19 protein-coding genes are annotated in these 26235 nt (G+C 64.3%); 11 read left to right on the forward strand and 8 right to left on the reverse strand.

Features of this window, described 5'->3' with window-relative positions; translation table 11 throughout:
- The first annotated feature begins 86 nt into the window (after positions 1–86).
- The 3 genes from rocF (at position 87) to F474_RS13745 (ending at position 3697) form a co-directional block, all read left to right on the forward strand.
- Positions 87–1040: an arginase gene (gene rocF / locus F474_RS13735; protein WP_097085058.1), complete on the forward strand. Its 954-nt coding sequence runs from the start codon at positions 87–89 to the stop codon at positions 1038–1040.
- An 81-nt stretch (positions 1041–1121) separates the two neighbouring features.
- Positions 1122–2585 carry an amino acid permease gene (locus F474_RS13740; RefSeq protein ID WP_371916142.1) on the forward strand — a complete coding sequence of 488 codons (1464 nt, stop codon included), beginning with the start codon at positions 1122–1124 and terminating at the stop codon, positions 2583–2585.
- 65 nt (positions 2586–2650) lie between these two features.
- On the forward strand, positions 2651–3697 hold the full coding sequence (locus F474_RS13745) for an ornithine cyclodeaminase (protein WP_097085056.1): 1047 nt from the start codon (positions 2651–2653) through the stop codon (positions 3695–3697).
- Between the two features lie 129 nt (positions 3698–3826).
- Here F474_RS13745 and F474_RS13750 read toward each other — a convergent pair whose 3' ends face one another.
- Both F474_RS13750 and F474_RS13755 read right to left on the reverse strand, forming a co-directional pair.
- Positions 3827–4486 (reverse strand): CoA transferase subunit B, encoded by a 660-nt coding sequence (locus F474_RS13750; RefSeq protein ID WP_097085055.1) that lies wholly within the window; start codon positions 4484–4486, stop codon positions 3827–3829.
- A gap of 10 nt (positions 4487–4496) precedes the next feature.
- Positions 4497–5195: a CoA transferase subunit A gene (locus tag F474_RS13755; protein ID WP_097085054.1), complete on the reverse strand. Its 699-nt coding sequence runs from the start codon at positions 5193–5195 to the stop codon at positions 4497–4499.
- Between the two features lie 111 nt (positions 5196–5306).
- On the opposite strand from F474_RS13755, the gene F474_RS13760 reads away from it, so the two are divergent.
- The 3 genes from F474_RS13760 to F474_RS13770 are packed head-to-tail and all read left to right on the forward strand — an operon-like array spanning position 5307 to position 7836.
- Entirely contained in the window at positions 5307–6233 is a 927-nt protein-coding gene (locus F474_RS13760; RefSeq protein ID WP_097085053.1) for a LysR family transcriptional regulator, read from the forward strand.
- Positions 6220–7038 (forward strand): aldo/keto reductase, encoded by an 819-nt coding sequence (locus F474_RS13765; protein ID WP_097085052.1) that lies wholly within the window; start codon positions 6220–6222, stop codon positions 7036–7038. Before F474_RS13760 ends, F474_RS13765 begins: the two co-directional genes overlap by 14 nt.
- 27 nt (positions 7039–7065) lie before the next feature.
- Positions 7066–7836, forward strand: a complete 771-nt coding sequence (locus F474_RS13770; protein ID WP_097085051.1) for a 3-hydroxybutyrate dehydrogenase — start codon at positions 7066–7068, stop codon at positions 7834–7836.
- Between the two features lie 5 nt (positions 7837–7841).
- Here the strand turns inward: F474_RS13770 and F474_RS13775 are convergent, their stop codons facing one another.
- Complete coding sequence (locus F474_RS13775; RefSeq protein ID WP_097085050.1) at positions 7842–9005, reverse strand: PilT/PilU family type 4a pilus ATPase; 1164 nt, start codon at positions 9003–9005, stop codon at positions 7842–7844.
- Positions 9006–9091: 86 nt separating this feature from the next.
- Between F474_RS13775 and F474_RS13780 the strand changes: the two genes are divergently transcribed.
- Positions 9092–10759 carry a PAS domain-containing hybrid sensor histidine kinase/response regulator gene (locus tag F474_RS13780; RefSeq protein ID WP_097085049.1) on the forward strand — a complete coding sequence of 556 codons (1668 nt, stop codon included), beginning with the start codon at positions 9092–9094 and terminating at the stop codon, positions 10757–10759.
- 441 nt (positions 10760–11200) lie between these two features.
- Complete coding sequence (locus F474_RS13785; protein ID WP_097085048.1) at positions 11201–14371, forward strand: hypothetical protein; 3171 nt, start codon at positions 11201–11203, stop codon at positions 14369–14371.
- A 52-nt stretch (positions 14372–14423) separates the two neighbouring features.
- Here F474_RS13785 and F474_RS13790 read toward each other — a convergent pair whose 3' ends face one another.
- Positions 14424–15275 carry an MBL fold metallo-hydrolase gene (locus F474_RS13790; protein ID WP_097085047.1) on the reverse strand — a complete coding sequence of 284 codons (852 nt, stop codon included), beginning with the start codon at positions 15273–15275 and terminating at the stop codon, positions 14424–14426.
- Positions 15272–15781 (reverse strand): sugar ABC transporter, encoded by a 510-nt coding sequence (locus F474_RS13795; protein ID WP_097085046.1) that lies wholly within the window; start codon positions 15779–15781, stop codon positions 15272–15274. Before F474_RS13795 ends, F474_RS13790 begins: the two co-directional genes overlap by 4 nt.
- Before the next feature lie 123 nt (positions 15782–15904).
- Here F474_RS13795 and F474_RS13800 point away from each other — a divergent pair, with 123 nt between their 5' ends.
- On the forward strand, positions 15905–16813 hold the full coding sequence (locus F474_RS13800; RefSeq protein WP_097085045.1) for a LysR substrate-binding domain-containing protein: 909 nt from the start codon (positions 15905–15907) through the stop codon (positions 16811–16813).
- 118 nt (positions 16814–16931) lie between these two features.
- On the forward strand, positions 16932–19625 hold the full coding sequence (locus F474_RS13805) for a M10 family metallopeptidase C-terminal domain-containing protein (RefSeq protein ID WP_165830316.1): 2694 nt from the start codon (positions 16932–16934) through the stop codon (positions 19623–19625).
- A 27-nt stretch (positions 19626–19652) separates the two neighbouring features.
- Here F474_RS13805 and F474_RS13810 read toward each other — a convergent pair whose 3' ends face one another.
- A complete protein-coding gene (locus F474_RS13810) occupies positions 19653–20879 on the reverse strand; it encodes an FAD-dependent monooxygenase (RefSeq protein ID WP_097085043.1) in 1227 nt (408 codons plus the stop codon).
- 109 nt (positions 20880–20988) lie between these two features.
- Between F474_RS13810 and F474_RS13815 the strand changes: the two genes are divergently transcribed.
- Positions 20989–21918, forward strand: a complete 930-nt coding sequence (locus tag F474_RS13815; protein WP_097085042.1) for a LysR family transcriptional regulator — start codon at positions 20989–20991, stop codon at positions 21916–21918.
- 72 nt (positions 21919–21990) lie between these two features.
- Here F474_RS13815 and F474_RS13820 read toward each other — a convergent pair whose 3' ends face one another.
- Positions 21991–25569 (reverse strand): ATP-binding protein, encoded by a 3579-nt coding sequence (locus F474_RS13820; RefSeq protein WP_097085041.1) that lies wholly within the window; start codon positions 25567–25569, stop codon positions 21991–21993.
- A complete protein-coding gene (locus F474_RS13825) occupies positions 25556–26182 on the reverse strand; it encodes a response regulator transcription factor (RefSeq protein ID WP_097085040.1) in 627 nt (208 codons plus the stop codon). The genes F474_RS13820 and F474_RS13825 overlap by 14 nt, the downstream gene beginning before the upstream one ends.
- Between the last annotated feature and the right edge of the window lie 53 nt (positions 26183–26235).

Raw genomic sequence — 26235 nt, forward strand, 5'->3', positions numbered from 1 at the left:
AAATCATGCTGTTTTAACACAAAGTTGCCGATTTGGATTGCCGCCAGGGCATGAGAGCCTTTTGCATCACACAAGCAGGAGGCAGCATGCCCATAACCACAAGAACCCTCTCCCCTGTTCACGCCGCGCTGATTGGCGTACCCACCGATGTCGGCGCCGGCTGCCTTGGGGCGGCCATGGGCCCGGCTGCGCTGCGCGTGGCCCAATTGGTACCGGCGCTGGCGCAGTTTAACGTGCAGGTGCTCGACACCGGCGACCTCACCGGCCCGGCCAACCCCCGTTCCGGCCGTGAGCCGGCCAACGAGGGCCTGCGCAACCTGGCCGAATGCGTCGCATGGAACCAGGCCACCCATGACGCGGTGTATGCGCAGCTGCGCCAGGGCCGCGTACCGATCATGGTCGGCGGCGACCACACCCTGGCGACCGGCTCCATCAGCGCGGTCGCCCGCCACTGCCGCGAGGCCGGCAAGCGCCTGCGAGTGATCTGGCTGGACGCTCACTCCGACTGCAACACGCCCGACATTTCCCCCAGCGGCAATGTGCACGGCATTCCGGTAGCCAGCCTCTGCGGCCTCGGCCCGCAGGCCCTGGCGAACCTGGCCGGGCACCTGCCCGCGCTCGATGCCCGCGACATCCGCCAGGTCGGGCAGCGCAGCGTGGACGATGCAGAGAAACGAATGATCCAGCAGTTGGGCCTGGAGGTGTACGACATGCGCGCGGTGGACGAGCTGGGCATGCGTGCGGTGATGCAGCGCGCCCTGGCCGACCTCACTGACGACTATCACCTGCACGTGAGCTTCGATGTCGACTTCCTTGACCCGGACATCGCCCCCGGCACCGGCACCACCGTGCGCGGCGGCCCGAACTACCGGGAGGCGCAACTGTGCATGGAGATGATCGCCGACACCGGGCTTCTGGCCTCGCTGGACATCGTCGAGCTGAACCCGGCGCTGGACATTCGCAACCAGACGGCCGAGCTGATGGTGGACCTGATCCAGAGTCTGTTCGGCAAGAGCACCCTGGCCAGGCCCACGCGCTGAGCACCCCGCCCAGCCCTCGTACCTCATCGACGCCCCACAACCAACAAGAGCCCGACCATGGCCCATAGCATCGATCAGCGCATCACCTCGGTACCTGAACCTGAAGCGCCGCACCTGCAACGCAAGCTCAAGGCGCGCCACCTCACCATGATCGCCCTGGGCGGGGCCATCGGCACGGGGCTGTTCGTCGCCTCCGGCGCCACCATCGCCCAGGCCGGGCCCGGCGGCGCCCTGCTGGCCTACGTGCTGATCGGGGTGATGGTGTACTTCATCATGACCAGCCTGGGTGAGCTGGCGGCCTTCATGCCGGTGTCCGGCTCATTCGCCACCTACGGGGCCCGTTACGTGGACGAAGGCTTCGGCTTCGCCCTGGGCTGGAACTTCTGGTATTCCTGGGCCATTACCGTGGCGGTGGACCTGGTAGCCGTGCAACTGGTAATGGCCTACTGGTTCCCGGGGGTGCCCGGCGCCGCCTGGAGCGCTCTGTTCCTGGCCTTGATGTTCGGCCTGAACGCGGTGTCGGTCAAAGGCTTCGGCGAAAGCGAATACTGGTTTTCGCTGATCAAGGTGGTGGCGGTGGTGGCGTTCATCGTCACCGGGATTGCCATGCTGCTGGGCATCATTCAGGGCGGTGAGCACGCCGGGGTGGCCAACTGGACGATCGGCGAGGCGCCGTTCGCCGGCAATTTCGCGACCCTGCTGGGGGTGGCGATGATCGTGGCGTTTTCCTTTCAGGGCACCGAATTCGTCGGTATCGCCGCCGGCGAGTCGGAAAACCCACGGGTTAACGTGCCCAAGGCGGTGAACCAGGTGTTCTGGCGCATCCTGCTTTTCTACGTGCTGGCCATCGTGGTGATCGGCCTGCTGATCCCCTATACCGACCCGCAGCTGTTGCGCAACGACGTTGGCGACATCGCCGTGAGCCCTTTCACCTTGGTGTTCGAGCATGCCGGGCTGCTCAGTGCAGCGGCGGTGATGAACGCCGTGATCCTGACCTCGGTGCTTTCGGCAGGCAATTCCGGCCTCTACGCGGCCACCCGCATGCTCTACAACCTCGCCCGCGAGGGCAAGGCACCACGGGCGCTGGGGCGGTTGACCCACAATGGCGTACCGCTCAATGCCCTGCTGGCCACAGTGGCGCTGGCGGCGCTGTGCTTCGTCAGCACCGTTGCCAGCCCCCAAGAGGTATACATCTGGCTGCTCAACACCGCCGGCATGACTGAATTCATCATCTGGCTGAGCATCGCGGTGAGCCACTACCGCTTCCGCAAGGGGTACCTGCTGCAAGGCCGCGACCTCTCCCAACTGCCCTACCGCGCCCGGTTGTTTCCGTTCGGGCCGATCTTCGCCTTCGCGCTGTGCCTGCTGATCACTCTGGGGCAGAACTACCAGGCATTCCTGCAAGACCGCATCGATTGGTACGGCGCTGCTGCCACCTACCTGGGCATTCCGCTGTTCCTGCTGATCTGGCTGGGGTATCGGCTCCGGCACAAGAGCCGGCTGGTGCCCTACCGGCAGATGGACTTCAGCGAAACCACCGACTGACCCGAGGTGCGCCATAGCCGCCTCGCCCGCTTACCCGAAACTCGACGATAAAAAAGGACCGCACCATGACTCATTACCTGGACGTCACCGACCTCGCCCGCCTGGTCAATCGCAAAGGCCTGCCCGCCATGCTCGAAGAGATGGCCGAATACATCCGCCAGGACTACCTGCGCTGGCACGACTTCGAAAAATGCGCGCGCCTGGCCAACCATTCACCTGATGGCGTGATTGAGCTGATGCCAGCCTCCGATGCCAACCTCTATGCCTTCAAGTACGTCAACGGCCACCCCAAGAACACGCATCAGGGCATGCTCACCGTCATGGCCTTCGGCGCCTTGGGCGATGTCGACACCGGCAAGCCCTTGCTGTTGAGCGAAATGACCCTGACCACCGCCATCCGCACCGCCGCCACCTCGGCCCTGGCCGCCCGCCACTTGGCCCGGCCGAACAGCCGGTGCATGGCATTGATCGGCAACGGCGCCCAGAGCGAATTCCAGGCAATCGCCTTTCACGCGCTGCTGGGCATCGAGGAGATCCGCCTGTTCGACATTGACCCGCAGGCTACGGCCAAGCTGGCTGAAAACCTGGCGGCCTACCCGGGCCTGCGCCTGGTCCGTGCCGATTCCGTGGCACAAGCGGTGCGTGGCGCCGATATCGTTACCACGGTCACGGCCGACAAAGCCTACGCCACCATCCTCACGCCGGAGATGATCGAGCCCGGCATGCACCTGAATGCGGTTGGCGGCGACTGCCCAGGCAAGACCGAGCTGCACCGCGAGATCGTCGAGCGGGCGCGGGTGATCGTTGAATACGAACCCCAGAGCCGTATCGAAGGCGAGATCCAGCAGATGCCGGCCGATTCGCCGGTCACTGAATTCTGGCAAGTGGTCAGCGGGGCCGAGGCAGGCCGCCAGAGCGATGAGCAGGTCACGTTGTTCGACTCGGTGGGCTTCGCCATCGAAGATTACTCGGCGCTGCGCTATGTGATGGATGCAGCGAAGGCCCTGGGAATCGGCCGGGCCATTGAGTTGGTACCAGCGCTGGCCGATCCCAAGAACCTCTATGCCCTGCTGCAACCAGCCGTGGCGCAGGTCGAGAAGAAACGCGCCTGAGGCAGGTCAATCCGTGCGAGGGTGGCTGACCCTACACGTCGCCCGGCAAGCCGGCCTCCCACAAACACCCAGCAGCGCCGCTTACCCCTGTGGGAGGGCGGCTTGCCGGGCGACGTGCAGGCCAGCGCTTCAGGTAAAGGTCATCTCGGGAATCTCGCCTTCAACCACCAGCTTCCCCGCCGTCCTGGCCTTGATCTCCTCCACACTCACCCCCGGCGCTCGCTCGCGTAACACGAAGGCGCCGTCGATAATCTCGAGCCAGGCAAGGTCGGTGAGCACTTGGCGGATGCACCCGGCACCCGTCAGCGGCAGCGTGCACTGCGGCAGGAGCTTGGATTCGCCGTCTTTGGACGCATGAGTCATCACCACGATGATGTTCTCGGCACCGGCTACCAGGTCCATGGCGCCGCCCATGCCCTTGACCAGCTTGCCAGGGATCATCCACGAGGCGATGTTGCCGTGCACATCCACCTCGAACGCGCCGAGCACGGTCAGGTCCACATGGCCGCCGCGGATCATCGCGAAGGACGTGGCCGAGTCGAAGATCGACGCCCCGGCACGGGCGGTGACGGTTTGTTTGCCGGCATTGATCATGTCGGCATCCACCGTGGCCTCGGTGGGGAACTCGCCCATGCCCAGCAGGCCGTTTTCCGACTGCAGCATCACGTCCATGCCGGGGGGCACATAGTTGGCCACCAGGGTCGGGATGCCGATGCCCAGGTTCACGTAGTAGCCGTCCTGAAGTTCGCGCGCCACGCGCTGGGCCATTTGTTCGCGGGTCAGTGCCATGGTGTTGTCCTCACGCCTTCAAGGTGCGTTTTTCGATGCGTTTTTCGAAGCGGCCCTGGATCACCCGGTCCACGAAGATCGCTGGGGTATGGATGTGCGCCGGGTCCAGCTCGCCGGGGGCGACGATCTCTTCCACCTCCACCACCGTAATGCGCCCGGCGCTGGCCACCAGTGGGTTGAAATTCTGCGCGGTGTGGCGGTAGACCACGTTGCCGAAATGGTCAGCCTTCCAGCCTTTGACGATGGCGAAATCGCCGGTGATGGCCCGTTCCATCAGGTAGTGCCGGCCGTCGAATTCGCGCACCTCCTTGCCATCGGCCACGGGCGTACCCACCCCGGTGGCGGTAAAGAATGCGGGAATACCGGCGCCGCCGGCACGCAGCTTCTCGGCCAGCGTGCCCTGTGGAGTGAGCTCCACTTCCAGCTCGCCACTGAGCAGTTGCTGCTCGAACAGCGCGTTTTCACCCACATAGGAGGCGATCATCTTGCGGATCTGCCGGTCTTCAAGCAGCACCCCCAGGCCGAAGCCGTCTACACCGCAGTTGTTGGAGACCACCGTAAGGTCACGCACCCCGAGCGTGCGAATGTGCGCGATAAGGTTCTCCGGAATCCCACAGAGGCCAAAACCGCCTGCCAGCACGGTCATGCCGCTGGCCAGGCCCGCCAGGGCCTCCTCGTAGGAATACACACGTTTGTCGAGCCCAGCCATGCTGCCCACCCCTTGTTGTTATTGCGTTGTGCGTTGGCCCAGTATTGGCTGTTTTGCATCCATTTGTTAATTTTGATTTCGTCATGGATTGTTCTGGAAAACAAATAAAAGATGAACATCAAGCACCTGCGGGCTTTCGTCGCTGTAGCCGAGCACCTGAGCTTCGCTCAGGCCGGTGAGCGCCTGCACCTGTCACAGCCAGCGTTGAGCCTGACCATCAAAGCGCTGGAGCAACACCTGGGCGGCGCTGTGCTGACCCGCTCGACCCGCCATGTAGCCCTCACCCCTGAAGGTGAAACGCTGTTGCCCCTGGCACGGCGCCTGCTCGCCGATTGGGACAACACCGAGGAGCTGCTGCGCCAGCACTTCACCCTGCAAACCGGCCGGGTGTCGATCGCAGCGATGCCTTCGTTCGCCGGCAACCTGTTGCCCCAGGCGCTCAAGCGCTTTCGCGACCGCCACCCCCGGGTGAACGTGGCCGTGCATGACGTGATCAACGAGCAGGTCCTGGACATGCTGCGCCAGCGCCGGGTGGAGCTAGGCATCGCCTTCGAACCGCAAAGCCTGCGCGACCTGCACTTCACCCCTCTGTACACGGACCGCTTCGTGGCCGTGGTGCCGAGAGACTCCCCCCTCGCCGCCCACGCAACCCTCACCTGGGCACAGCTGCGCCAGGCCGATTTCATCACCCTGCAGCGCCCCTCGGCGGTGCGCTTGTTGCTCGAAGAAGAAACGCTCGCCGCCCACGGCAGGCTCCCGGTGGCCTTCGAATGCCACCAGCTGAGCACTGTGGGCCGCATGGTTGCCAGTGGCCTGGGGGTCAGCGCGGTGCCATCGTTGTGCATCGGCCAGATGCACGAGCTAGGGGCCTTGTGCAAGCCGCTTGCGGAACCGCACGTGCAACGCAGGATCGGATTGATGCACCTGGGTGAACATGAACTGTCGACGGCGGCCTTGGCCTTGCAGGACGCGCTAATCAGCGCGGCACTGGCGCCAGCGCCGCTTCACGTGAAGGAGAACGCAGATGAACACCATTGAAATCGCAGGCCGCCGCGTGCCGAGCATCGGCCAGGGCACCTGGCACATGGGTGAAGACACCCGCCAGCGTGACGCCGAGATCGCCGCACTGCGGCTGGGCATCGAGCTGGGGCTGACCGTGATCGACACGGCGGAAATGTACGGCGAAGGCGGCGCTGAAGAGGTCGTCGGTGCCGCCATCGCGGGCCTGCGCGAGCAGATCTACCTGGTCAGCAAGGTCTACCCGCACAATGCCAGCCGGCAGGGGGTGGTCCAGGCCTGCGAGCGCAGCCTCAAGCGCCTGGGCACCGACCGTATCGACCTGTATCTGCTGCATTGGCCGGGCGCCTACCCCTTGGAGGAAACGGCCGAGGGTTTCGAGCAACTGCGCGCTGAAGGCAAGATCGGCCACTGGGGTGTGTCCAACTTCGACGTGGGCGAGTTGCTTGCGCTGCCGGCCGGCTGCGCCACCAACCAGGTGCTCTACAACCCTGAGGCACGGGGTGTCGAGTTTGATCTGTTGCCCTGGTGCAGGGAGCATCAGATGCCCGTCATGGCTTACTGCCCGATCGGCCAGGGCGGCCAGTTCCTCGGCCACCCCACGCTCAACGCGCTGGCAGCCAAGCACCACGTGAGCCCGGCCGAAGTGTGCCTGGCCTGGGTCACCCGTGACGGCAACACCCTGGCCATTCCCAAGGCGGTCGACCCGGTGCACGTGCGCCTGAACGCCCGCGCCGCCGAGCTGACCCTGGATGCCGAGGACTTGGCCGCGCTGGACAGCGCCTTCGCTGCCCCAACACGCAAACAGCGGCTGCGCATGGTCTAGCGATATCGTCTACATGAAGGAGTCCTCATGAGCCTGATTGGTAAAACTGCCTTGATCACTGGGTCTACCAGCGGCATCGGCCTGGGCATCGCCGACGTGCTCGCCCGCGCCGGTGCAAGCGTTGTGCTCAACGGGTTCGGCGACAGCCAGCAGGCTGTCCGGCACGTGCAGCGGCACGGCGGCCGCGTCGGCTTTCACGGCGCCGACTTGACCGACCCGGTACAGGTGGAGCAAATGTTCGACTACGCACGGCGCGATGTCGGCCACGTCGATATCCTGGTCAACAACGCAGGCATCCAGCATGTGGCCACCGTCGAGGCCTTTGCCCCGGAACGCTGGGATGCGGTCATCGCCCTCAATTTATCGGCGGTGTTTCATTGCACGCGCCTGGCACTGCCTTCGATGAAGGCACGCAACTGGGGGCGGGTCATCAATGTGGCTTCGGTCCACGGCAACGTGGGTTCGGTAGGCAAGGTGGCCTATGTGGCAGCCAAGCACGGCGTGCTAGGCCTGACCAAAGTAGTCGCCCTGGAAAACGCCCAAACCGGGGTGACCTGCAATGCCATCTGCCCCGGCTGGGTGCTCACCCCGCTGGTGCAGCAACAGATCGATGCCCGCGTGGCCGCGGGCGAAAGCCTTGAGCACGCGCGCCAGGCGCTGCTGGCCGAGAAGCAGCCTTCGCAGGCTTTCGTGACGCCGGAGCAATTGGGCGAACTGGCGCTGTTCCTGTGCAGCGACGCCGCCGAGCAGGTGCGGGGCGCTGCGTGGAACGTCGATGGCGGGTGGCTGGCCCAGTGACAGCCTCAGGGTTGCTCGTTCGGCTCGTCGCCTACCAGGCCCCAGCCCGTGGAGCCCGGCGTGTCGCTGCCGCGCGGCGCCGCCGGTGCACTGGTGTAGTCGCCGGGGTTGCCGCCTTGAAGCTTCAAGCGCAGGCGCAGGTTGTTCACCGAGTCGGCGTTCTTCAGCGCCTCTTCGTCACTGATCGCGCCCTCGGCCACCAGCTCGTACAAGGCCTGGTCGAAGGTCTGCATGCCCAGGTTGGTGGACTTTTCCATGATGCCCTTGAGCTCGCCGAATTCGCCGCGGTGAATCAGGTCGCGGATGGTCGCAGTGCCCAGCATCACCTCCACGGCCGCGCGGCGCTTGTCGTCGGTAGTCTTGACCAGCCGCTGCGACACGAACGCCTGCAGGTTGTTGCCCAGGTCCTGCAGCAGCTGCGGGCGGCGGTCTTCAGGGAAGAAATTGATGATGCGATCCAGCGCCTGGTTGGCATTGTTGGCGTGCAGGGTAGAAATGGCCAGGTGGCCGGTGTCGGCGAAGGCCAAGGCGTGCTCCATCGTCTCGCGGTCGCGGATCTCGCCGATCAGGATAACGTCAGGGGCCTGGCGCAGCGTGTTCTTGAGCGCCGCGTGGAAACTGCGGGTGTCGACCCCCACTTCACGCTGGTTGATGATGCATTTCTTGTGGCGGTGGATGTACTCGACCGGGTCTTCGATGGTAATTATGTGGCCGCTGCTGGTGCGGTTGCGGTGGTCGATCAACGCTGCCAGCGAGGTGGACTTGCCCGAGCCGGTGGCGCCGACGAACAGCACCAGGCCGCGCTTGCGCAACACCACGTCAAGCAGGATCGGCGGCAGTTTCAGGTCTTCGAAACGCGGGATATCCAGCTTGATGTTGCGCGCAACGATGGAAACTTCACTACGCTGCTTGAAGATGTTCACCCGGAAGCGCCCCACCCCACTGAGCGACAGCGCCAGGTTCATCTCAAGGTGCTTCTCGAAGTCATGCCGCTGCTCTTCGTCCATGATGGCGTTGGCGATCTGCGCCACCTCGCCTGGCTTGAACGGGTCGGTGCCCAGCGGCCGCAACACGCCGTTGAACTTGGCGCACGGCGGTGCGCCGGTGGACAGGTAGAGGTCCGACCCGTCCTGGGTGGCGAGTATTTTCAGCAGGGCCTGAAGGTCCATAGCGTAGGTGGCTCACGCATAGTCGTGGAAGAAGTAGGTATAGCTTGGCCGGTTTTGCCCCCGCCAGGCAACTTGGGGTGCAGAGAATGAACGATCCACAGGCGGCCGCCGCCTTGCAAGCTTGCCTCGCGGCCCTGGCGCAGGTGTCCGGAGATGCGCTGGGTACCTGGGACTGGGACATCCGCGACGACGTGTTTACTGCCGACGCGCCGTTTGCCTTGATGCACCACGTTGCCGGCCAGGGCAGGCCGATCGGTGCCTATGTCAACGCGGTGCACCCAGACGACCGTGGCCGCGTGGCCCAGCGCATCAAGGCTTGCCTGCACGGTGACGGGCTGTTCGCCGAGCAATACCGGCTTCGTGGCGATAACGGCTGGCGCTGGGTATATGCCTGCGGCCGCGGCCTGCGTGACAGCCATGGCCGCCCTGCCCGTTTCATCGGCGCCTCGCTGGATATCACCGAGCGGCGCCGCCAGGAGCAGGCCCTGCAGGCACTGACCGAAACCCTCGAGCTGAAAGTCGCCGAGCGCACCCAGGCACTGGCAGAGGCCCACGAGCGCCTGGTGGTGGAAACCCAGGCCCGCGCCCAAAGCGAAGAGGCACTGCGCCATGCACAGAAGATGGAAGCGGTTGGCCAACTGACCGGCGGCATCGCCCACGACTTCAACAACATGCTCACCGGAGTGATCGGCAGCCTGGAGCTGCTCAAGCGCTACCTGGCCGCCGGGCGCACCGAAGACACCGCCCGCCTGCTCGACGCCGCCTCCACCTCCGCCCAGCGCGCGGCCGAGCTGACGCACCGCCTGCTGGCGTTCTCCCGGCGCCAGCCGCTGAACCGCACCAGCGTCGACGTAGCCGCCCGGGTGGACTCCCTGCGCGATTTGATCAGCCGCACCACCGGCGAACGTATCCGTGTGAACCTGGCCATCGCCGAGGGCACCTGGCCGGTGGAAACCGACGCCAGCCAGCTGGAAAGCGCCCTGCTCAACCTGGTGATCAACGCACGCGACGCCATGCCCGATGGCGGCGAACTGACCCTGGGCTGCGAAAACCTCACGCTGGACCGTTCACGCCCGAACCTGCCCATGGAACTGATCGGGCCTGGCGACTATGTGGTGTTGAGCGTGGCAGACACCGGTTCTGGCATGACCGAAGCGGTGCGGGTCAAAGCGTTCGACCCGTTCTTCACCACCAAACCCACCGGCCAGGGCACCGGCCTGGGGCTGTCGATGATCTACGGCTTCGCTCAACAGAGCGGTGGCCATGTGGCCTTGCAGAGCAGCCCTGGCCAGGGCACCCGCGTCAGCCTCTACCTGCCCCGCCACCAGGCGCCCATGCAGGCGCCGCAGGCGGCCGAGCCACTGCCCGCGCCCTTGGCGGTGGCCGGCGAAACCGTGCTGGTGGTCGAGGACGACCCCGCCGTACGGGTGCTGATTCTCAACCTGCTGGACGAGCTGGGTTACCAGAGCCAGGCCACCGCCGACGCCGAAAGTGCCTTGCCCTTGCTGGCGTCCAGGCTGCGCATCGACCTGTTGATCACTGATGTAGGGTTGCCGGGAACCAATGGCCGCCAGCTGGCGGAGATCGCGCGGCAACGGCGGCCGGGGTTGAAGGTGCTGTTCATGACCGGGTATGCAGAGAAAGCGGCGCAGCGGGAGGAGATTCGCGCCCAGGGAATGGACATCGTGGGCAAGCCGTTCACCTTGGATGAGTTGGCGGTGAGGGTGCGGGGGATGTTGGGGGATCGGCGTTGAAATCAGGTCATTGGAAGTTGACTTGGTCGAGCGAACAGGAGGTTTTCGAGCGATTACACGAAGGGGAAGAGCGCGCTTGGGTGGACGGGCGCGTGGAATAAAGATACGGCTATTTGATATCCCGTCATAAATACTCGGAAGCTTGCTTGGTAGCCCCTTCTATTACCAGTGCCCGGCAACGCCGGCCGGTGTCACGGCATCGTCGATGTCGTTCTGCCACATTACCGTTAATGTTGTGAATTGTTGTGAAGGCTTCGCAGATTCGTCAAATGCGCATGCTAAGCTCCCGCACGTTGCATTTCATAGCATTTATGCACAGCGGCCGCGCACCCAGGCTGCACTTTGTTATTCATCAAACAGCCTCGGGTTAGTTGACCAGGAAGTTGCTTCGCCCTGCGCGTATGAACAGTGGCTGCGCAGCCCTTCATCAGGAGAATAACCATGGTATCGAAAGTCGAAACGACCCCAAAGGACGACGCGGTCACTAATAAAAAAAGTAACGTCGCTGCCTGGGAAAACTCCGTCGAAAAAGCGTCTGCGCAAAAGGATGAATTGGGTAAAGGCCAAAAGCGCCCCGAGGGCGATACCCGTTCGGCTCAACAAATCATCGATGACACGCCGCTGCTGGCCCGCTTGGGCAACCAGAGCGGGGTAAAAGACAACCTTAAAAAACAGGTCGGCGACTTCGAGAAAGATGCAGACGCCGCTTACCGCGCAGCCAAAGTGCTGGAGCACGTCGAATACGTCGATGAAAGCGGCAAGATGACCACTGGCGAAAACGTCGGCAACAACAGCATCGACGGCTTCACCAAAGATGGCGAAGCCCGGCACGGCACCGAGGCCGGTCGCCTGCAGGACTTCGGCAAGTACGGCTACTCAAGCCTGCGTGGCGAGGTGGTGAAGTCAGACCTGGGCGAGAAACAAAAACGCCCTGACGGCGATACCCGCTCGGCCGAAGAGATCATCGACGCGACACCGCTGCTGAAAAACCTGGGCAACCAGAGCCATGTGAAAGACAACCTCAAAAAACAGGTGGGTGATTTCGAGCACGACGCCGACGCCGCCTACCGGGCCAGCCAGGTGCTGGAGCACGTGGTGAGCCTTGATGAAAACGGCAAACTGCTGACCGGCTACGACGCACGCAACAAAGACAACGACAGCATCGACGGCTTCACCAAAGACAAAGAAGCCCGCCACGGCACCGAAGCCGGGCGTTTGCAGGATTTCGGCAAATACGGCTACTCGAGCCTGAAGGGCGACCTGATGCACGTGAAGGACGCCACGCACACCGACAAGGCCGCACCGCCCGACGAGCCCGAAGACGTGCAGGCCCTGCGCGACAAGTACCACATTCCCACTTTCGGCGCCGAAGGCCTGATGGACATGGAGTTGCCAAACGACAAGACGGTCGGCGGGCAGACCGCCGAGAACTTCGTGCAGGGCATTCGCGATGACATCAAGAGCGGCAAGTTGGCCGAAGACTCGGACGAGGCCAAGATCGTCAAGCTCATGGATGCCCAGGCAGCATTGGACAACGGCTACGACCTGTACGGCTATGCCGAGAGCATCAACTTGGGCAGCGGCACTTACCGCGAAACCGACAAAGACCCAACCAAATTGACGGGCAATGACGTCAAGGAAATGGTTGACGAGGAGAAACTCGCTAAAGAAATTTCCGAGCTGATGGGCAAGGAAGGCATCAAGAACCGCTACGACGATGAACTCCAGAAGAGTGTCAGTAGTTTGTCGGAAGATCGGCTGAACGAAGTGCGTGAACAAGTCTTCCCTGCGCTCTTCAAAGAGGGCACCCGCGAGGCCAACCTGGACTTCGAAAACTACGTGATTGCCATGAATGATTCAGGCGACCCGAAGAAGTCAGAAATCGCCGAATTGGACGTCGACCGCTATTTCGAGTCGCTGCGTATCCTTGAGCCCGACAGCTACACCGCACGGCGCCAGACGTTCGACCAGAACATGATGACGCACCAGCTCGACACCTACATGGAAAACCCCGACAAGGTTTCGCCGGAGAATACCGAAAGCGGGTTGAAGGCCACCTTCACCATGATCAAGGGTGGCGTGAACGCTGCGCTGCTTGGGATGGACAAGGGCGATAAAGCCTACGACATGTACAAGAAGATGAAGGATGAGATCGACATCCTCGACGGCCACATCAAAGGGCTGACCCCGGCCGAAAACCAGAAGATCGCCGCGGCCATACGCCAGGCGGCGGCCACTGGAGACCCCAAAGCCATCGACAAGGTGGTCGACACCCAGCTCAAGGGCCTGGGCGCTAACCGCGAGGCGACCGCAGGCTCCTTGAAGCAAGTGCTCCACACGGCCAGCTCCACCGGCGGGCTCAGTGCCATGGCAGGCACCATGAACTTGGTCAGCGGGGCCCTGCAGCTGGCCAATGGCGGCGGCAACATGACCGACGACCAGAAGATCGCTGCTGCCAAAGACCTGGTGTCCGGTTTGAGCTTCACCAACGACTTCCTCAAGTTCGGCTCGAACATCGTGGAAACCCTCGGCGGCCGCAAAACCTACGACCCAGCCGTGGACACCGACGGCAAAGGCCCCTCCAAAATCAAAGCCACCCAGTGGCTCGGCCTGCTCGATGAGAACCTGCCGGACATCTGGGGCAAGAAAACCGCTGAAAAATCTGATGCACTGGCCGCCTCCATCAGCACACGGGTCAAGGAAGCTTCCGAAACCCTGGAAAAACTCGACGTGGGCAACCTGTCGGCCGATGAGGTCAAGGAATACGACAACGCCGCCAAGGCGTTGGGCGAACAGATGGGCGTCAAGAATATCCCCGGCGGTGGCAGCTCAGCGTCGAAGTCCGAGATCGCCATCGCTTCGGGGCGCTCGTTCCTGCGCTTCATGGCCGGCTCCGGGCTGGACCTGACCGGCGGCGTGATGGACATCGTTTCCGGTGCGCGCAAATTGAAAAAAGCCAAGACCGCACTGGAGAAAACCGACGCCGCCTTCACCATTGGCGGCGGCGCATCCGGCACTGGGATGGCGATTGCCAACACCATCTCGATGTTCGCCCCCAAAGGGGCACACCTGGCCGGCAAACTGGCCGGCGACGTTGCCGCTACCGTGGTACGCGGGCTGGCCATTGGCGCCCGCATCGCAGGCCCAGTGTTCGCCGTGGCCGGGGTGATCTTCGGCGTAGCCGGCACCCTGATCGCCGAGGCGGTCGAGCACGCCAAACTGCAGAAGCTCACCGATTCCCAAGGCAAGTTCTTCAAAGACCTCGCCGACGCTGGCGTGACCAAGGACGACTGGGGCGACAAGCTCGAATACGCGCGCTATGCCACCTACATGTACGGCGGGCGCGACACGCCCGACGACAAGTCGATGTTCGAGTACCAGGCCGACGAGTGGAAACACTTCAAGGAAACCGAGAGCGAAAAAGGCAGCTCCCTGGCCCGGTTAGCACCCCATTTGCACAAGGACAGCGACCCCGACAGCAAGAACCTGTGGGAGAAATTCCTGGCAGGCGGCACCAGCTCCAGCGGGCCACACGGCAGCGAGCGGCACACCGACGACTGGCGGCCGTGGAGCAGCACCGACATGGACGCGGGCAGCAAGCGAAACGCCTGATGCTACGCCGGTAGGTGGGTGCAGCGGCGCGCTGCACACTGCCTTTGCTCGCTCACGTTTCGTAAACAACGAAGTAGCCGCTTGCGAACCGTTCGATACGGGCGAAACCCAGCGCCCCCAAGTGCATGCCTGCGACCATCAAATGGTCTGAGCTGGCAATGTCCAGCAGCCGAGCTCGCGTGGCCGCTGACACGAGCGGGTCATGGTCGAAGGCAATCGTCACTTGCGGGTGTGCAATCTGAATGTGAGGAAAATGCACGATATCGCCCCATATCAACAACCCCCCGCCCCCGGACTCGAACCGGTAGCCGCAATGCCCGGCAGTGTGCCCGGGCAATGCCTGCGCACTGATACCAGGCAGCACATCATTGGTGGTGAAGGGGCGCAGGTTTTTCCGATACCGCTCGAACACGCTTCGCGCTAGCAGGAAGTTTCCACGCGCCCGTTCACTGGCTTGGCCTAGATTGCCATCGTCTTCCCAGAACGCCAGCTCTCGCTCGTGCACGACCAACTCGGCATTGGCAAAGGCCATTCCCCCGGCTGCATCGATCAGGCCGCCGATATGGTCGGGGTGGGCGTGGGTCAGCAGCACGGTGTCTATGTCGGCAGGTTGCACGCCGGCCCGTGCAAGATGGTTTAGCAACTCCCCACCCCACTGGTTGAGCCCGCCGGCACCTGCGTCCACCAGAATCGTCCGGCCCCGGCCCTGCACCAGATAGCAATTGATATGGATTGCCGCAGGGTCACTGATGCCGGCGGCTAACTGAAGCTGGGCCGCGTCTTCGGGTGAGATGTTGGCAAGAAAATCCAGACGCGCGCCCAGGTAACCGTCGCTCAGGGCGGTGACCGTAAACTCGCCAACTTGCTGGCTTGGGAGCCTGCGTTGATGAAGGTCAGGGCTCATGGCTGTAACTGCTCGGTGAGCGGTTGGTACACATTCAGCCCTTGCAAGCTCAATGCCTTGGCCTGAATGCAGCTGATCTTGGCCCACCAGCGCTGTGCGGGGTGCTTATCCAATGCGGTCGCGTGCAACGCGACGGGCGTAAGGCCTAATTCAATGAACCTGTGCGGCGCGTGATCACTGACCACCAGGCGTTCATCCGCGGTCACGGCCTTCGCTCGATCTTGCCCGGCGTAGAGGTTGCGCTGCCAATTGGTGATGTGCGCCTGCCAGCGGGAGAAATTGCCACCGCCTTTATGGCGGTACTCATCGCTTTGCAATACCGCCAGTGTGTCGACCGAATGCACAGCCAAATAGGCTGGGCCCGTGCCGCTCAAGGCCTTGAAACGCTGTGAAGAGCGGAAACCGCTCACCGAGATCAGCGCCGGTAGCTTTACCAAACTGTAAAAGTCGTTCCACTGGGCTTCGCTGAGGGGGTCAGCGTAGTTGCATTCGACGGTGTAGATCATAAAGCCACTGTATTGATTGATGTTTAATCATGCTAATGGCAGCTTTCACCCTCATAAAACGATATTTTGGCACCCTTCAGTGACTGAACATCAAGCTGAACACCTAAGCCCCAGGAAACGACCATGCGCCGAAAGCTCCCCAGTAACGCTGCCCTGATTGCGTTTGAAACAGCGGCTCGCCACGGCAGCTTCGCCCGTGCCGCCAATGAGCTGGCCTTGACCGAGGGCGCAATCAGTCGGCAGATAAGCCGCCTCGAAACCTTTCTGGGGGTCACCCTTTTCGAGCGGGTGGGCAACCGTGTGCGGCTTTTACCGAACGGTGAACGCTATGCGATGCAAGTGCGCGAGCTGCTCGACCGGCTGGACAGGGAAAGCCAATACGTAATGGGCCAGCCTGAAAACAGCGCAAATCTGGATATTGCTGCCAGCCCAACCTTTGCCTTGCGCTGGCTGATCCCCCGTTTGGGTGGCTTTAGCCAGCAACACCCGAATATCTGCGTACATCTCGCGCAGCGCAGCGAGCCGTTCGTGCTGACCGGAAGTGGTTTTGATGCTGCCATCCATTTCGAGCACCCAGCGTGGGCAGGCATGCACACGCATCGCCTGTTGGACGAGGTGTTGATTCCCGTTTGCCATCCAGCACTGGTGCAACACAGCAAACAGCCCACCGCCCTGGATTCGCTCCCGCGGCTGCACCGGCGGCAGACCCCGGATGCGTGGCAGCGATATGCCCAGCAAACCGGTATTGGCCTGAGCAACCCGGCAATGGGCGCGCGTTACGATTTGCATGCGATGTTGATCGAGGCCGCACTGGCGGGGCTGGGCGTGGCACTGGTACCCCGCCTGTACGTAGAAACGGAGCTGGCCCAAGGCCGGCTGGTTTCGCCCTGGCCGCAGAAGGAAAATGTCGCCAAGACGTTTTGCCTGGTGTTAACCGAGCCGCTTGAGTTGAGCCCCGCGCCCGTCCAGACATTCGCGCGCTGGTTGTTGCAGGAGGCGCAGGTGAAGCAAGGGTTCACGCTCATCGGATGATCCAGTAGATCCCGCTCCGTCACACCGCAGTTCAACTACCGTTGTATCGCCCCCCACACCAGGCCAAGGACAGCGGTGCATGGGCACTCCGTACCGGCCTGTGACCCTCGGAGCTCCAATGACCACGATCTACTACAACGTTCGCGACTATGGCGCAGTCGGCGACGGCGTGACCGACGATACGGCCGCGATTCAGGCCGCCATCAGTGCTGCCGGCGCAGCGATCGACTCTGCCGACGAGATACTCGATGCCCAGATCTACCTGCCTGAGGGCACCTACATCGTCAGCGGCAACCCTGATCGGAGCGCCGGCAGTTGCCTCCAGCTTTCCAGCCGCATGACCCTCAGCGGCGACGGGGCCGGCTCTACCTCGATCAAGCTCGCCGATGGCTGGGACAAGGCGGTGACTGGGATCGTGAGAACCTCAGGCGAAACGCAGCACGTCGGCATCCATGACCTGACGCTCGATGGCAACAGGGCCAACACCAGCGGCCGCGTGGATGGCTTCACCACCGGTGGGGAGAACCTGCGCGACAACCCCGATACCAACGTCACCCTCAGCGGTGTGGCACTGATCAATTGCAGTGGTAACGGGCTCAATGCCCAGGAGAACACCTACGGCCTGAGCGTGACCGACAGCGTGGCCAGTGGCAACGGCCTCGATGGGTTCTATGCCCACCTGGTCGGAACCTTCAACCCCTATGTAGACGCCGGGGGCTTCCAGGACAATCGCAGCGAGAACAACGGCCGCAACGGTTTCACGCTGGTGCTGGACAATTACCAGACCACCCTGGCCGACAACGAGGCCGCCCACAACGGGGGGCGCGGCATTCTCGTTCAGGGGCCCTTGGGCGAAGACCCCGACGACAGCGTTCAGATCACCGGGGGCGAAGTGTATGGCAATGCAGAGGAAGGCCTGCTGCTCAAGCAGACCGACTTCAGCCGAGTGAGCGGCGTCGCCGTGCACGACAACGGTGGCGCGGCCATAGGCTTGTCGGGTAGCTCCGGGAATACCCTCGCTGGCAATACGCTCTACAACAATGCGCTGACCCACGGCAACGCGGAAGTGACCGTGCAGGCCTCGGACGACACCGACGTCACGTCGATAGACTCCGCCACCGGCAATGCGATTTACAACAACATCATCAGCGGCGGCAGCGGCAGCTACGCGGTGACCGAGCGCAACGAAGACCGCGTGGGCTTCAATACGGTGTTCGATAACTATTTCAGCCACTTGGCCGACCCCGCCACGGTGTTTCACGGCACCGACAGCAACGCCTTCGGCAACCATGCCGGGCTGGTGATCACCGGCACGGGCAACAGCGACACCCTGAACGCCAGCGATGTGGCCGATACCCTGCTTTACGGCGGTGCCGGCAACGACCGCCTGACCGGCGGCGCCTATGAGGACCTGCTGTATGGTGGCAGCGGCAGTGACCGCCTGACCGGGGGTGCTGGCGCAGACACCTTCCGCTACACCCACGCCAGCGACAGCGTGCGCGGCGCCAGCGACCTGATCACCGACTTCACGCCGGGCGAGGACAAGCTCGACCTGGCCAGCCTGGGTTATTCCGGCCTGGGTGATGGCCATGGCGGCACGTTGCGGCTGATCTACAACGCCAGCCTGGACCGCACCTACCTGAGAAGCCTGGACGCCGATGCCAGTGGCCACTATTTCCAACTGGCGCTCGCCGGCAATTACCAGGGCCTGCTGCAGGCTGCTGACTTCGAAACACTGCTTCAAGGCACCGGCGGCAAAGACACCCTCAGCGGCACTGATGCCGATGAAACGCTGGCAGGCCTGGCCGGGCGCGACACCCTTAACGGTGGCGCAGGCAACGACTACCTGATTGGCGGCGCAAGCGCCGACCGGCTTACCGGCGGCGCCGGGGCAGACACTTTCGTGATCAACACCCTGCACGACAGCTACGCCAATGACAGCCGGGGGGTGGACCTCAGCGATACCATCACCGACTTCGACTATCGCCAGGACGTGCTCGACCTTGCCGGGCTGGGCTTCACCTCGCTGGGGAGCGGGCATGACGGCACCCTTCAGGCCACACGCATCGGCAGCAGCGACATGGTGTTGCAGTCACTGGACGCCGACGCCAACGGCAACTACTTCAAGCTACTGCTTGAAAACGCCAATTACATCAACGATGCCGCTATCCGCTTCGGCGACCCCATCGCCACTCATTTCAACGAGCAACCTGCCAGCTACGACGACTACTACCTCGACCCGCCGACCAGCGGGAACGATGTCATCGTTGGCTATTTCAGTGACGACCGCATCAGTGGCCTGGCGGGCAACGACACCCTGCGCGGTGAAGCGGGGAATGACACCCTGGCGGGCAACGCAGGCGACGACACCCTCGAGGGCGGCAGCGGTAACGACACGCTGTCGGGCGGGGCCGGCAACGACCGGCTCAGCGGCGGTTCAGGGGACGATACGCTGATCGGCGGCGCAGGGGCAGACACGCTCAGCGCAGGTTCGGGCGCCGATACCTTCCGCTTCACCAGCAGCACCGACAGCCTGAGCGGCGCCCACGACCTGATCACCGATTTCACCGCACGCCAGGATGTGATCGATGTGGCGGCCTTGGGTTACACCGGGCTTGGAGACGGCACCGGCGGCTCGCTGAAGGTCAGCTACGACGCCGAGCTCGACCGCACCTATGTCCAGAACTTCACCGCCACCAGCAGCGGCCAGCACTTCGAGATCGCCCTGGCGGGCGACCACAGCCGCGACTTGGGCACCGGGCAGTTCATCTTCGCCGAGGTGAGCCCGGAACTGACAGTGTTGGGGGTGTAAGGCCTGGTTGATCCTCCAAGGCGAGGGTCATTCTGTGTGGTACAGGCTGCCAAGGCCACTGCCGGCCACCGCCGCGCTGGCGGCACCCAAAGGCAGCGGTAGCCCCTGCCCCCACGCCGCTGCCAGAGCCTGCACATCCCGCGCAGGGTCGGACGCCTTGGCACGGGCGTTGCGCAGGCGGCAGGTTTCCGGATCAGTGGCGAACAAACCGCGCGCGAACACACGGCCCTGCTCCGCCAGCCGGGCTGTCTTGGGTGCGCGCAGGTGGGCAAAGGTCTGGAAAGCCTCCTCCAGGCCTCCCCTTGCCCCCTTCAGGCACCGGGCCAGATGCCACGCATCCTCAAGCGCCTGGCAGGCACCTTGCCCCGATGTCGGCAACGGGGCATGTGCGGCATCCCCCACCAGCAGTACGTTCGCGCGGCTCCAGGTATGCAGTGGCTCCAGGTCATGCACTGCAATCAGCCTGATGGCCTCTTCGGGCGTCGCGCGAATGACGCGCGAAATCGGCTCAGGCCATTGCGCGAACAGCCTCTGGACCTCGTTGCGCCCTTGCCTGCCGGGCATGGGGTCGCTCAGCGGCCGTGCCTGCGCCGCCGCCCAATAGACCAGGTCAGGGCGCACCGCCACGCAACCAAAGCGCTCGCCAGCCCCCCAGAAGTCTCGAATGGAAATGTCACTCACCAGCGCATGTGGGCCCTGTGCGACGCCGATCCAGTTCACAAAGCCCTGATAGATGGGTGTGTTGTCGCCAGCAACGAACGTACGCGCCACTGACGCCATGCGGCCGTCGGCACCGATGAGCAGGTCGGGGCGAATGCTCGGGCCCTGTTCGAAGTGAGCCACGGCCCGGCCATGGCCCCCCAGCTCGATGCCCAAGGCCCGGCGCCCGAACGCCACCGCAACCCCGGCCTTCACCGCGTGGTTGAGTAACACGGCCTGCAAATCGCGGCGCAGCACCGTGCAGGTGGGGTATCCCATTGCCCGGTCCAGCAGGCCGATATCAAGCCCCCCCAGGCTGTTCCCGGCCGCATCCTGGCGATGCACCGCCAGCGGCCGACCACCCATGGCCTGGATGTCGTGAAGTACCCCCAGGGCTTCGAGCACAAAGCAGGCGTTGGGCCAAAGCGTAACGCCGGCCCCCGAGGTTGCCGGCCCTGCGCGGCGCTCATACACACTAGGGTTGTAACCCTGCTTGCGCAATGCCAGGGCCATGCTCAGGCCCGCGATGCCCCCGCCCAGTATTCCAATATCCATGCTCAAGCGCTCCCCGCTCCACACCGGCAAAAGGGCATCTTAGATTTCGCCACTTGTGTTAACCAGCATGCAAAAATGGGATGTTTTCATACCTTAATCGGGATAATCGATGCGCCAGACACTGGATCTTAATGCTGTGCGGGTCTATACGGCGGTGGTGGACGAACAGAGCTTTGCCGGCGCATCGCGCCTATTGGCCATGCCCTCCTCCAACGTCAGCCGCCATGTCGCGGCACTGGAGCGCGGGCTCGGGACGCGCCTGCTGGAGCGAAGCACCCGGCACCTGCGCATGACAGAAGCCGGCCGATTGCTCTACGAACGAGCGAAACCCTTGCTCGACGCCGTGTTCTCCACACAACAAGAGCTTGGCGCGGCGCAGCAGGAACTGCGGGGGCCGCTGCGAATGTGCATGCCGGGGGAGGCGCCCAGGCTGCTGGGGCCCATCCTGGCCGAATTTTGCAGCCTTCATCCAGGCATCGAGCTTGAATGCGATACCCGGATGACCGGGCTGGAGGTGCTTCGGGAAAACATCGATCTTTCCATCGTTTTCCACCGAGGGCCTCAGCAGGACAGCGAATTCATCACCCGCGAACTGGCCACGCTGCCCAGCATCGTGGTGGCCTCCCCCTCTCTTTTGGCCAAGACCGGGATGCCCCGCCGCGTACGCGAGCTGAAGTCTCTGCCCTGCATCACGACGCTCAGTGCACTGAAAGGGCAGCCATGGCAGTTTCTGGATGCGGCCGGGCAGATCGTCAAGGTGCCGATCCGCAGCCGCTACCGCGTCAACAGTGGAGAACTCGCCGTGGCGGGCGCACGGCAAGGCATCGGGTTTGCAATTGTGGCGGCTTATCCCTGCCAGGATGACCTTGCGGCCGGCCTTTTGCAGGAGGTGCCTCTAGACCTGCGCCCAGCGCCTCTGCAGTTATTGGGCGCGTACAGCCATCGCCATTCGGTGACTGCCCGGGTGCGAGCCTTGCTGGAGTTGATCAGCGTGCGCTTGGGCGATGCCCCCGCGGGCCTCGGCGCCGAACCCTCCTGAGCATGCCGCTGCGCCCGGAAGCGCGCGGGAGCGCGCATGGGTAGCGCCCCGGGCGCAGCGGGTTCACGGTGCTCACCCGCCCACGTGCACCACACGCTTGCGGGCCTCCAACGCGGCGACCAGTTGCTCCATCGCCGCCAGCAGCGCCGGCAATTGGTCCGCCTCCCGCCGCACCGCTTCGCACAATTCAATCACTGCCCTGGCCCGCACGATACGCGCGCCGCCCAGCACCCGGTGCAACACTTCACGATCCACACCTTCTCTGGCCAGCAACGCATGATCCTGGCGTAACGCATCGATCAGGGTCTGCGCCAGGTTGGCCAAGGTGGTTGGTTCAGCCCCCGCCAGGCCGTCGAGCACCTGGGGGTCGTAGGGCAAAGGGTTGTCGGCTCCACCCTGCGCCGCCTCACCCTGCAGCGCCTCGGCCAGCGCACGCAGCCCCAGCGGCTTGATCAGGCAGTCATCCATGCCCGCGCGCAGGCAACGCTCGCGTTGCGCGCTGCCCGGTTCTGCGGTGTAGCCCAGCAGGCGCACCGGCGTGCGCCCCTGGCGTCGCTCGGCCAGGCGAATCGCCCGCGCCAACTGGTAGCCGTCCATGCCCGGCATGTGGCAGTCGCAAATGACCCTGTCGAACGGCTCGGCCAGCCAGTCGCGCAATCCGGCCCGGCCGTCGTTGGTGAGGGTCACCTGGTGGCCGAGGTGGCGCAGTTGCTGGTCGAGCAGCAGGCGGCTGGGGGTGTAGTCTTCGACCACCAGGATGCGCAGCGGTGCTTGGCGTGGTGGCTCGCCGGCGGCCGGTATGGGCTGGCCGCCCGGCAGCTCGGTGCAGGGCAGCTGCAGGCTCAGTTGCACACGTGTGCCCTCGCCTAGTCGGCTGCTCAACTTCAACGCGCCGCCCATCAGCCGTGCCAAGTGATGGCAGATGTTCAGGCCCAGGCCCGAGCCTGGCAGGTTGCCTTGCTGATGGTTGGTCGCCTGCGACCAGGGCTGGCCGAGGCTCGCCAGATCGCTGGCGGGGATGCCGATGCCGTTGTCGATCACCACCAGGCGCACGTGCAGGTGACCCTCGCCAGGCACGGCCAGCAGGCGCACGCGCACCTGGCCTTTCGGAGTGAACTTGATTGCATTGCTCAGCAGGTTGCCCAGCAGTTGCCGTAGCCGCAATGGGTCGGCCTGCACCGCCCACGGCCCGCCACGCTGCGCCATTCGCAGGCGCACGCCGCGGTGGCGGGCCTGGCCATTGAACAGCCGCACGCAGGCTTCTATCACTTCGTTCAGGGCCACGGGTTGTGGGTGAAGGCTCAGCTGGCCCGCTTCGATGCGGCTGATGTCCAGCACATCGTCGAGCAGCGCCAGCAGGCCGGTGGCAGCCTCGCTGGCGACGTCCAGCGCCAGCTCGTTGACCTGGCCCTGCTCGGCATGCCTGCGAGCGAGCTCAAGCATGCCCAGCACGGCGTTCATCGGGGTGCGGATCTCGTGGCTGGCAGTGGCAAGGAAGCGGGTTTTGGCGCGGTTGGCGGCGTCGGCATCGTCACGGGCCCGGCGCACCGCCTCGTAAAGGCACTGGCGCTCGGTCACATCCACCCAGCCGCAGATCAGGCCGGCGACGGCACCGTCGCTGCCACGGTACGGCAAGGTCCAGTGGTAGAGGGTTAGCACGCGGCCATCGTCCAGGTTCACGCGGTAGTCGGCAATGACCGGCTCGCCGGTGGCAACGGCCTGCCGGTAGACCTGCTCGAACGCTTCGCGCTGTGCCAGGGCCAGCGGCAGGCTGTCGGTGGCCCGCCTGCCCAACAGCGATTCGCGGCGCACACCGAAGGTTTCGAGGTAGCTGGCATTGCAGTTGAGCAGGCGCCCGCGGCGGTCGCGTACGTACAGGGGGTGCGGCGTGCCGTCGATCAGCACCCGCATGAACTCCAGCTGGTCGGTCAGCGCAGCTTCCGCCGCCTTGCGCCACTGCACTTGCCGGCGAAGGTACCCGGCCCAGGCCAGTGCGAGCAGGCACAACAGCACGGCTGCCACCAACCCGGCCACGATGGCCAAGCCATAGCGCGGCCAGCTCGACTCCCCCATCGCCACACGCCCGCGCCAGCGCCGGCTGATGTCTTCCAGCTCGGTGGGCGCCAGGTAATCCAGAGCCTGATCGATGATCCGCTGCAGTCGCCCATCTTCAGGGCCCATGGCGAACCGGAAGCGCAGCGGCGGCAGGGGCAATGCCGCACTGATGTGAAGCTCGCCAGGGGCGTCGCGGGCGATCAGGGCACGGGCACTCACCAGGCTCACCAACGCCGCATCGGCACGGCCGCGGGCGACCTGCGCCAGCGCCTGCTCGGTGCCCAGTGCTGGCAGGCGGCGCACCGAGGGTGCCAGGGCCTGCGCGGCCTGCCAGCCAGGGCTGCCTTGGGGAATGGCCAAGGTGCGGCCGGCCATGTCGTTCAACGTCGCCGGGGCATCGGCCTGCCGGCGGCTGACCAGCACCATACTGCTGGCCAGCCAGGCGCGAGAAAACAGCAGATGCCGGCGGCGCTCGGCCGTGGCCGGCACGCTGGAGGCCATGCGCGCACGGCCGCTGTCCACCGCCTCGATCAACTCGGGAAGGTTGGCCACCGGCAACGCCTCGAAGCGAAGGCCGGTCAGCTGGCTGATGCGGCTGAGCACATCGCCGGCAATGCCGCTGAGCATGCCTTGGTCGTTCAAATGCGCCACCGGCACGAAACGCCCGTTCACTGCCACGGTGATGGTGGGCTGCGAGGCGGCCCAGGCGCGATCGGCCTCGCTCAGGTTGAGCCGGCCCTCAGGCATTGGCACCAGCGGGTTGACCGCCCACGTGCGCAGCAGATGGCTGGGCAGTTCGCTACCCATTGCCTCGATGGCGCGGTCGACCAGCCCGCGCAGCCGGGCTTGCTTGGGGTTGATGGCGAAACCCAGGCCTGCGGGGCTTTCACTGCGCAAGGGCGCCAGGCCCAGGTTGTTCAGTTGGCTGCGGTCCAGCTGCCGGCGCAGCGCAACCGCGTTGCCCAGCACCACATCGGCTTGGCCGAACGACACTGCAGCCAGCGCAGCCAGCAGCGACGGGTAAGTGGTTACCACAGCGTGAGGGCACAGGCTTACCACCCGTGCCATGGGCATGTAACCGGCGACCACCGCCGCGCGCGGGCCGCAGTCGGCGGCCAGGGTGGGGGTATCGATGCGGCGGGCCAGGCTTGGGTGCTCGGTTGCGTAAGGTACGCTCAGGGCGGCATGGTGCAACACGGCGTCGAAGGCTCCGGCACCGCCAACCAGGTCAACCTCACCTTCGCGCAAGGCAGTGAACGCGGCATCGCGGTCGATGAACCGATGCACCTGCACCGGCACGCCCAGCAGTTGCCCCAGCAGCCCGGCCATGTCGGCGTTGATGCCCTCATAGGCCGGGCCGTCGCCGCTCATGTCAAAGGGTGGGTAATCAAGCTGGCCTACGCCAATGCGCAACGCACCGCGCGCCTGAAGCCACTGCCGATCGCCGGCGCTCAAGGCCAGCCGGCTGTGCCAGCCAGGTGAGGCCTGTAGCCTGCCGCGTAAAGGTGGCTGATCTTGCCCGGCGCAGGCTGAAGCCCAAGCCAGCAGCCACAGCATCAGCCAATGGCAGGCCCGGCCGCGCTCAGCACAACGCATGGCGGCGGGCAACGTCGGCCAGCGAAACCAGCGAGCTGCAGTGCAGCTTTTGCATCAGCCGAAGTTTGTAGCTGCTCACGGTCTTGACGCTCAAGGCCATGTTGGCGGCAGTGTCCTTGTTGCTGAACCCGCGCGAAAGGTGATGCAGCACCATCATTTCGCGGTCGCTCAGTGATGCGAGCGCGCGCACTTCGGAGTCGCTGGCGTCACTGGTGCGAACGCTGCTCATGGCCACGGCGGGGAAATAACTGTAACCCTGCGCTACGGCCTGCACGGCATTGCGCAGTTCACCGAGGTCGTCCGCTTTGGAAATGAACGCCATGGCACCTGCCCGGCGGCAGCGCAGGGCGTAGAACTCCGCGGGTTGAGAGGTCAGTACCAGCACCCGGATCGGCAGGCACATCGCGCGCAGCCGGGCGATCACCGCCAGGCCATCGAGCTGCGGCATCGCCAGGTCGACGATGGCCAGGTCCGGTACCAGTTCACGGGCCAGTTGCAATGCCAGGCGCCCGTTATCGGCCTCTCCCACGGTGCGTACGCCGTCCTGGCCCAGCAACAGTGCAACGCTTGCGCGAATGAAGGGGTGATCGTCAACGATCAGGGCTCGGTACACGGGCGCTCCTTGGCACGAGGGTGCAATACTTGCGGAGCGCCATTATGCGAAGG

This window comes from Pseudomonas sp. URIL14HWK12:I12, assembly GCF_003097135.1.
Lineage (GTDB): Bacteria > Pseudomonadota > Gammaproteobacteria > Pseudomonadales > Pseudomonadaceae > Aquipseudomonas.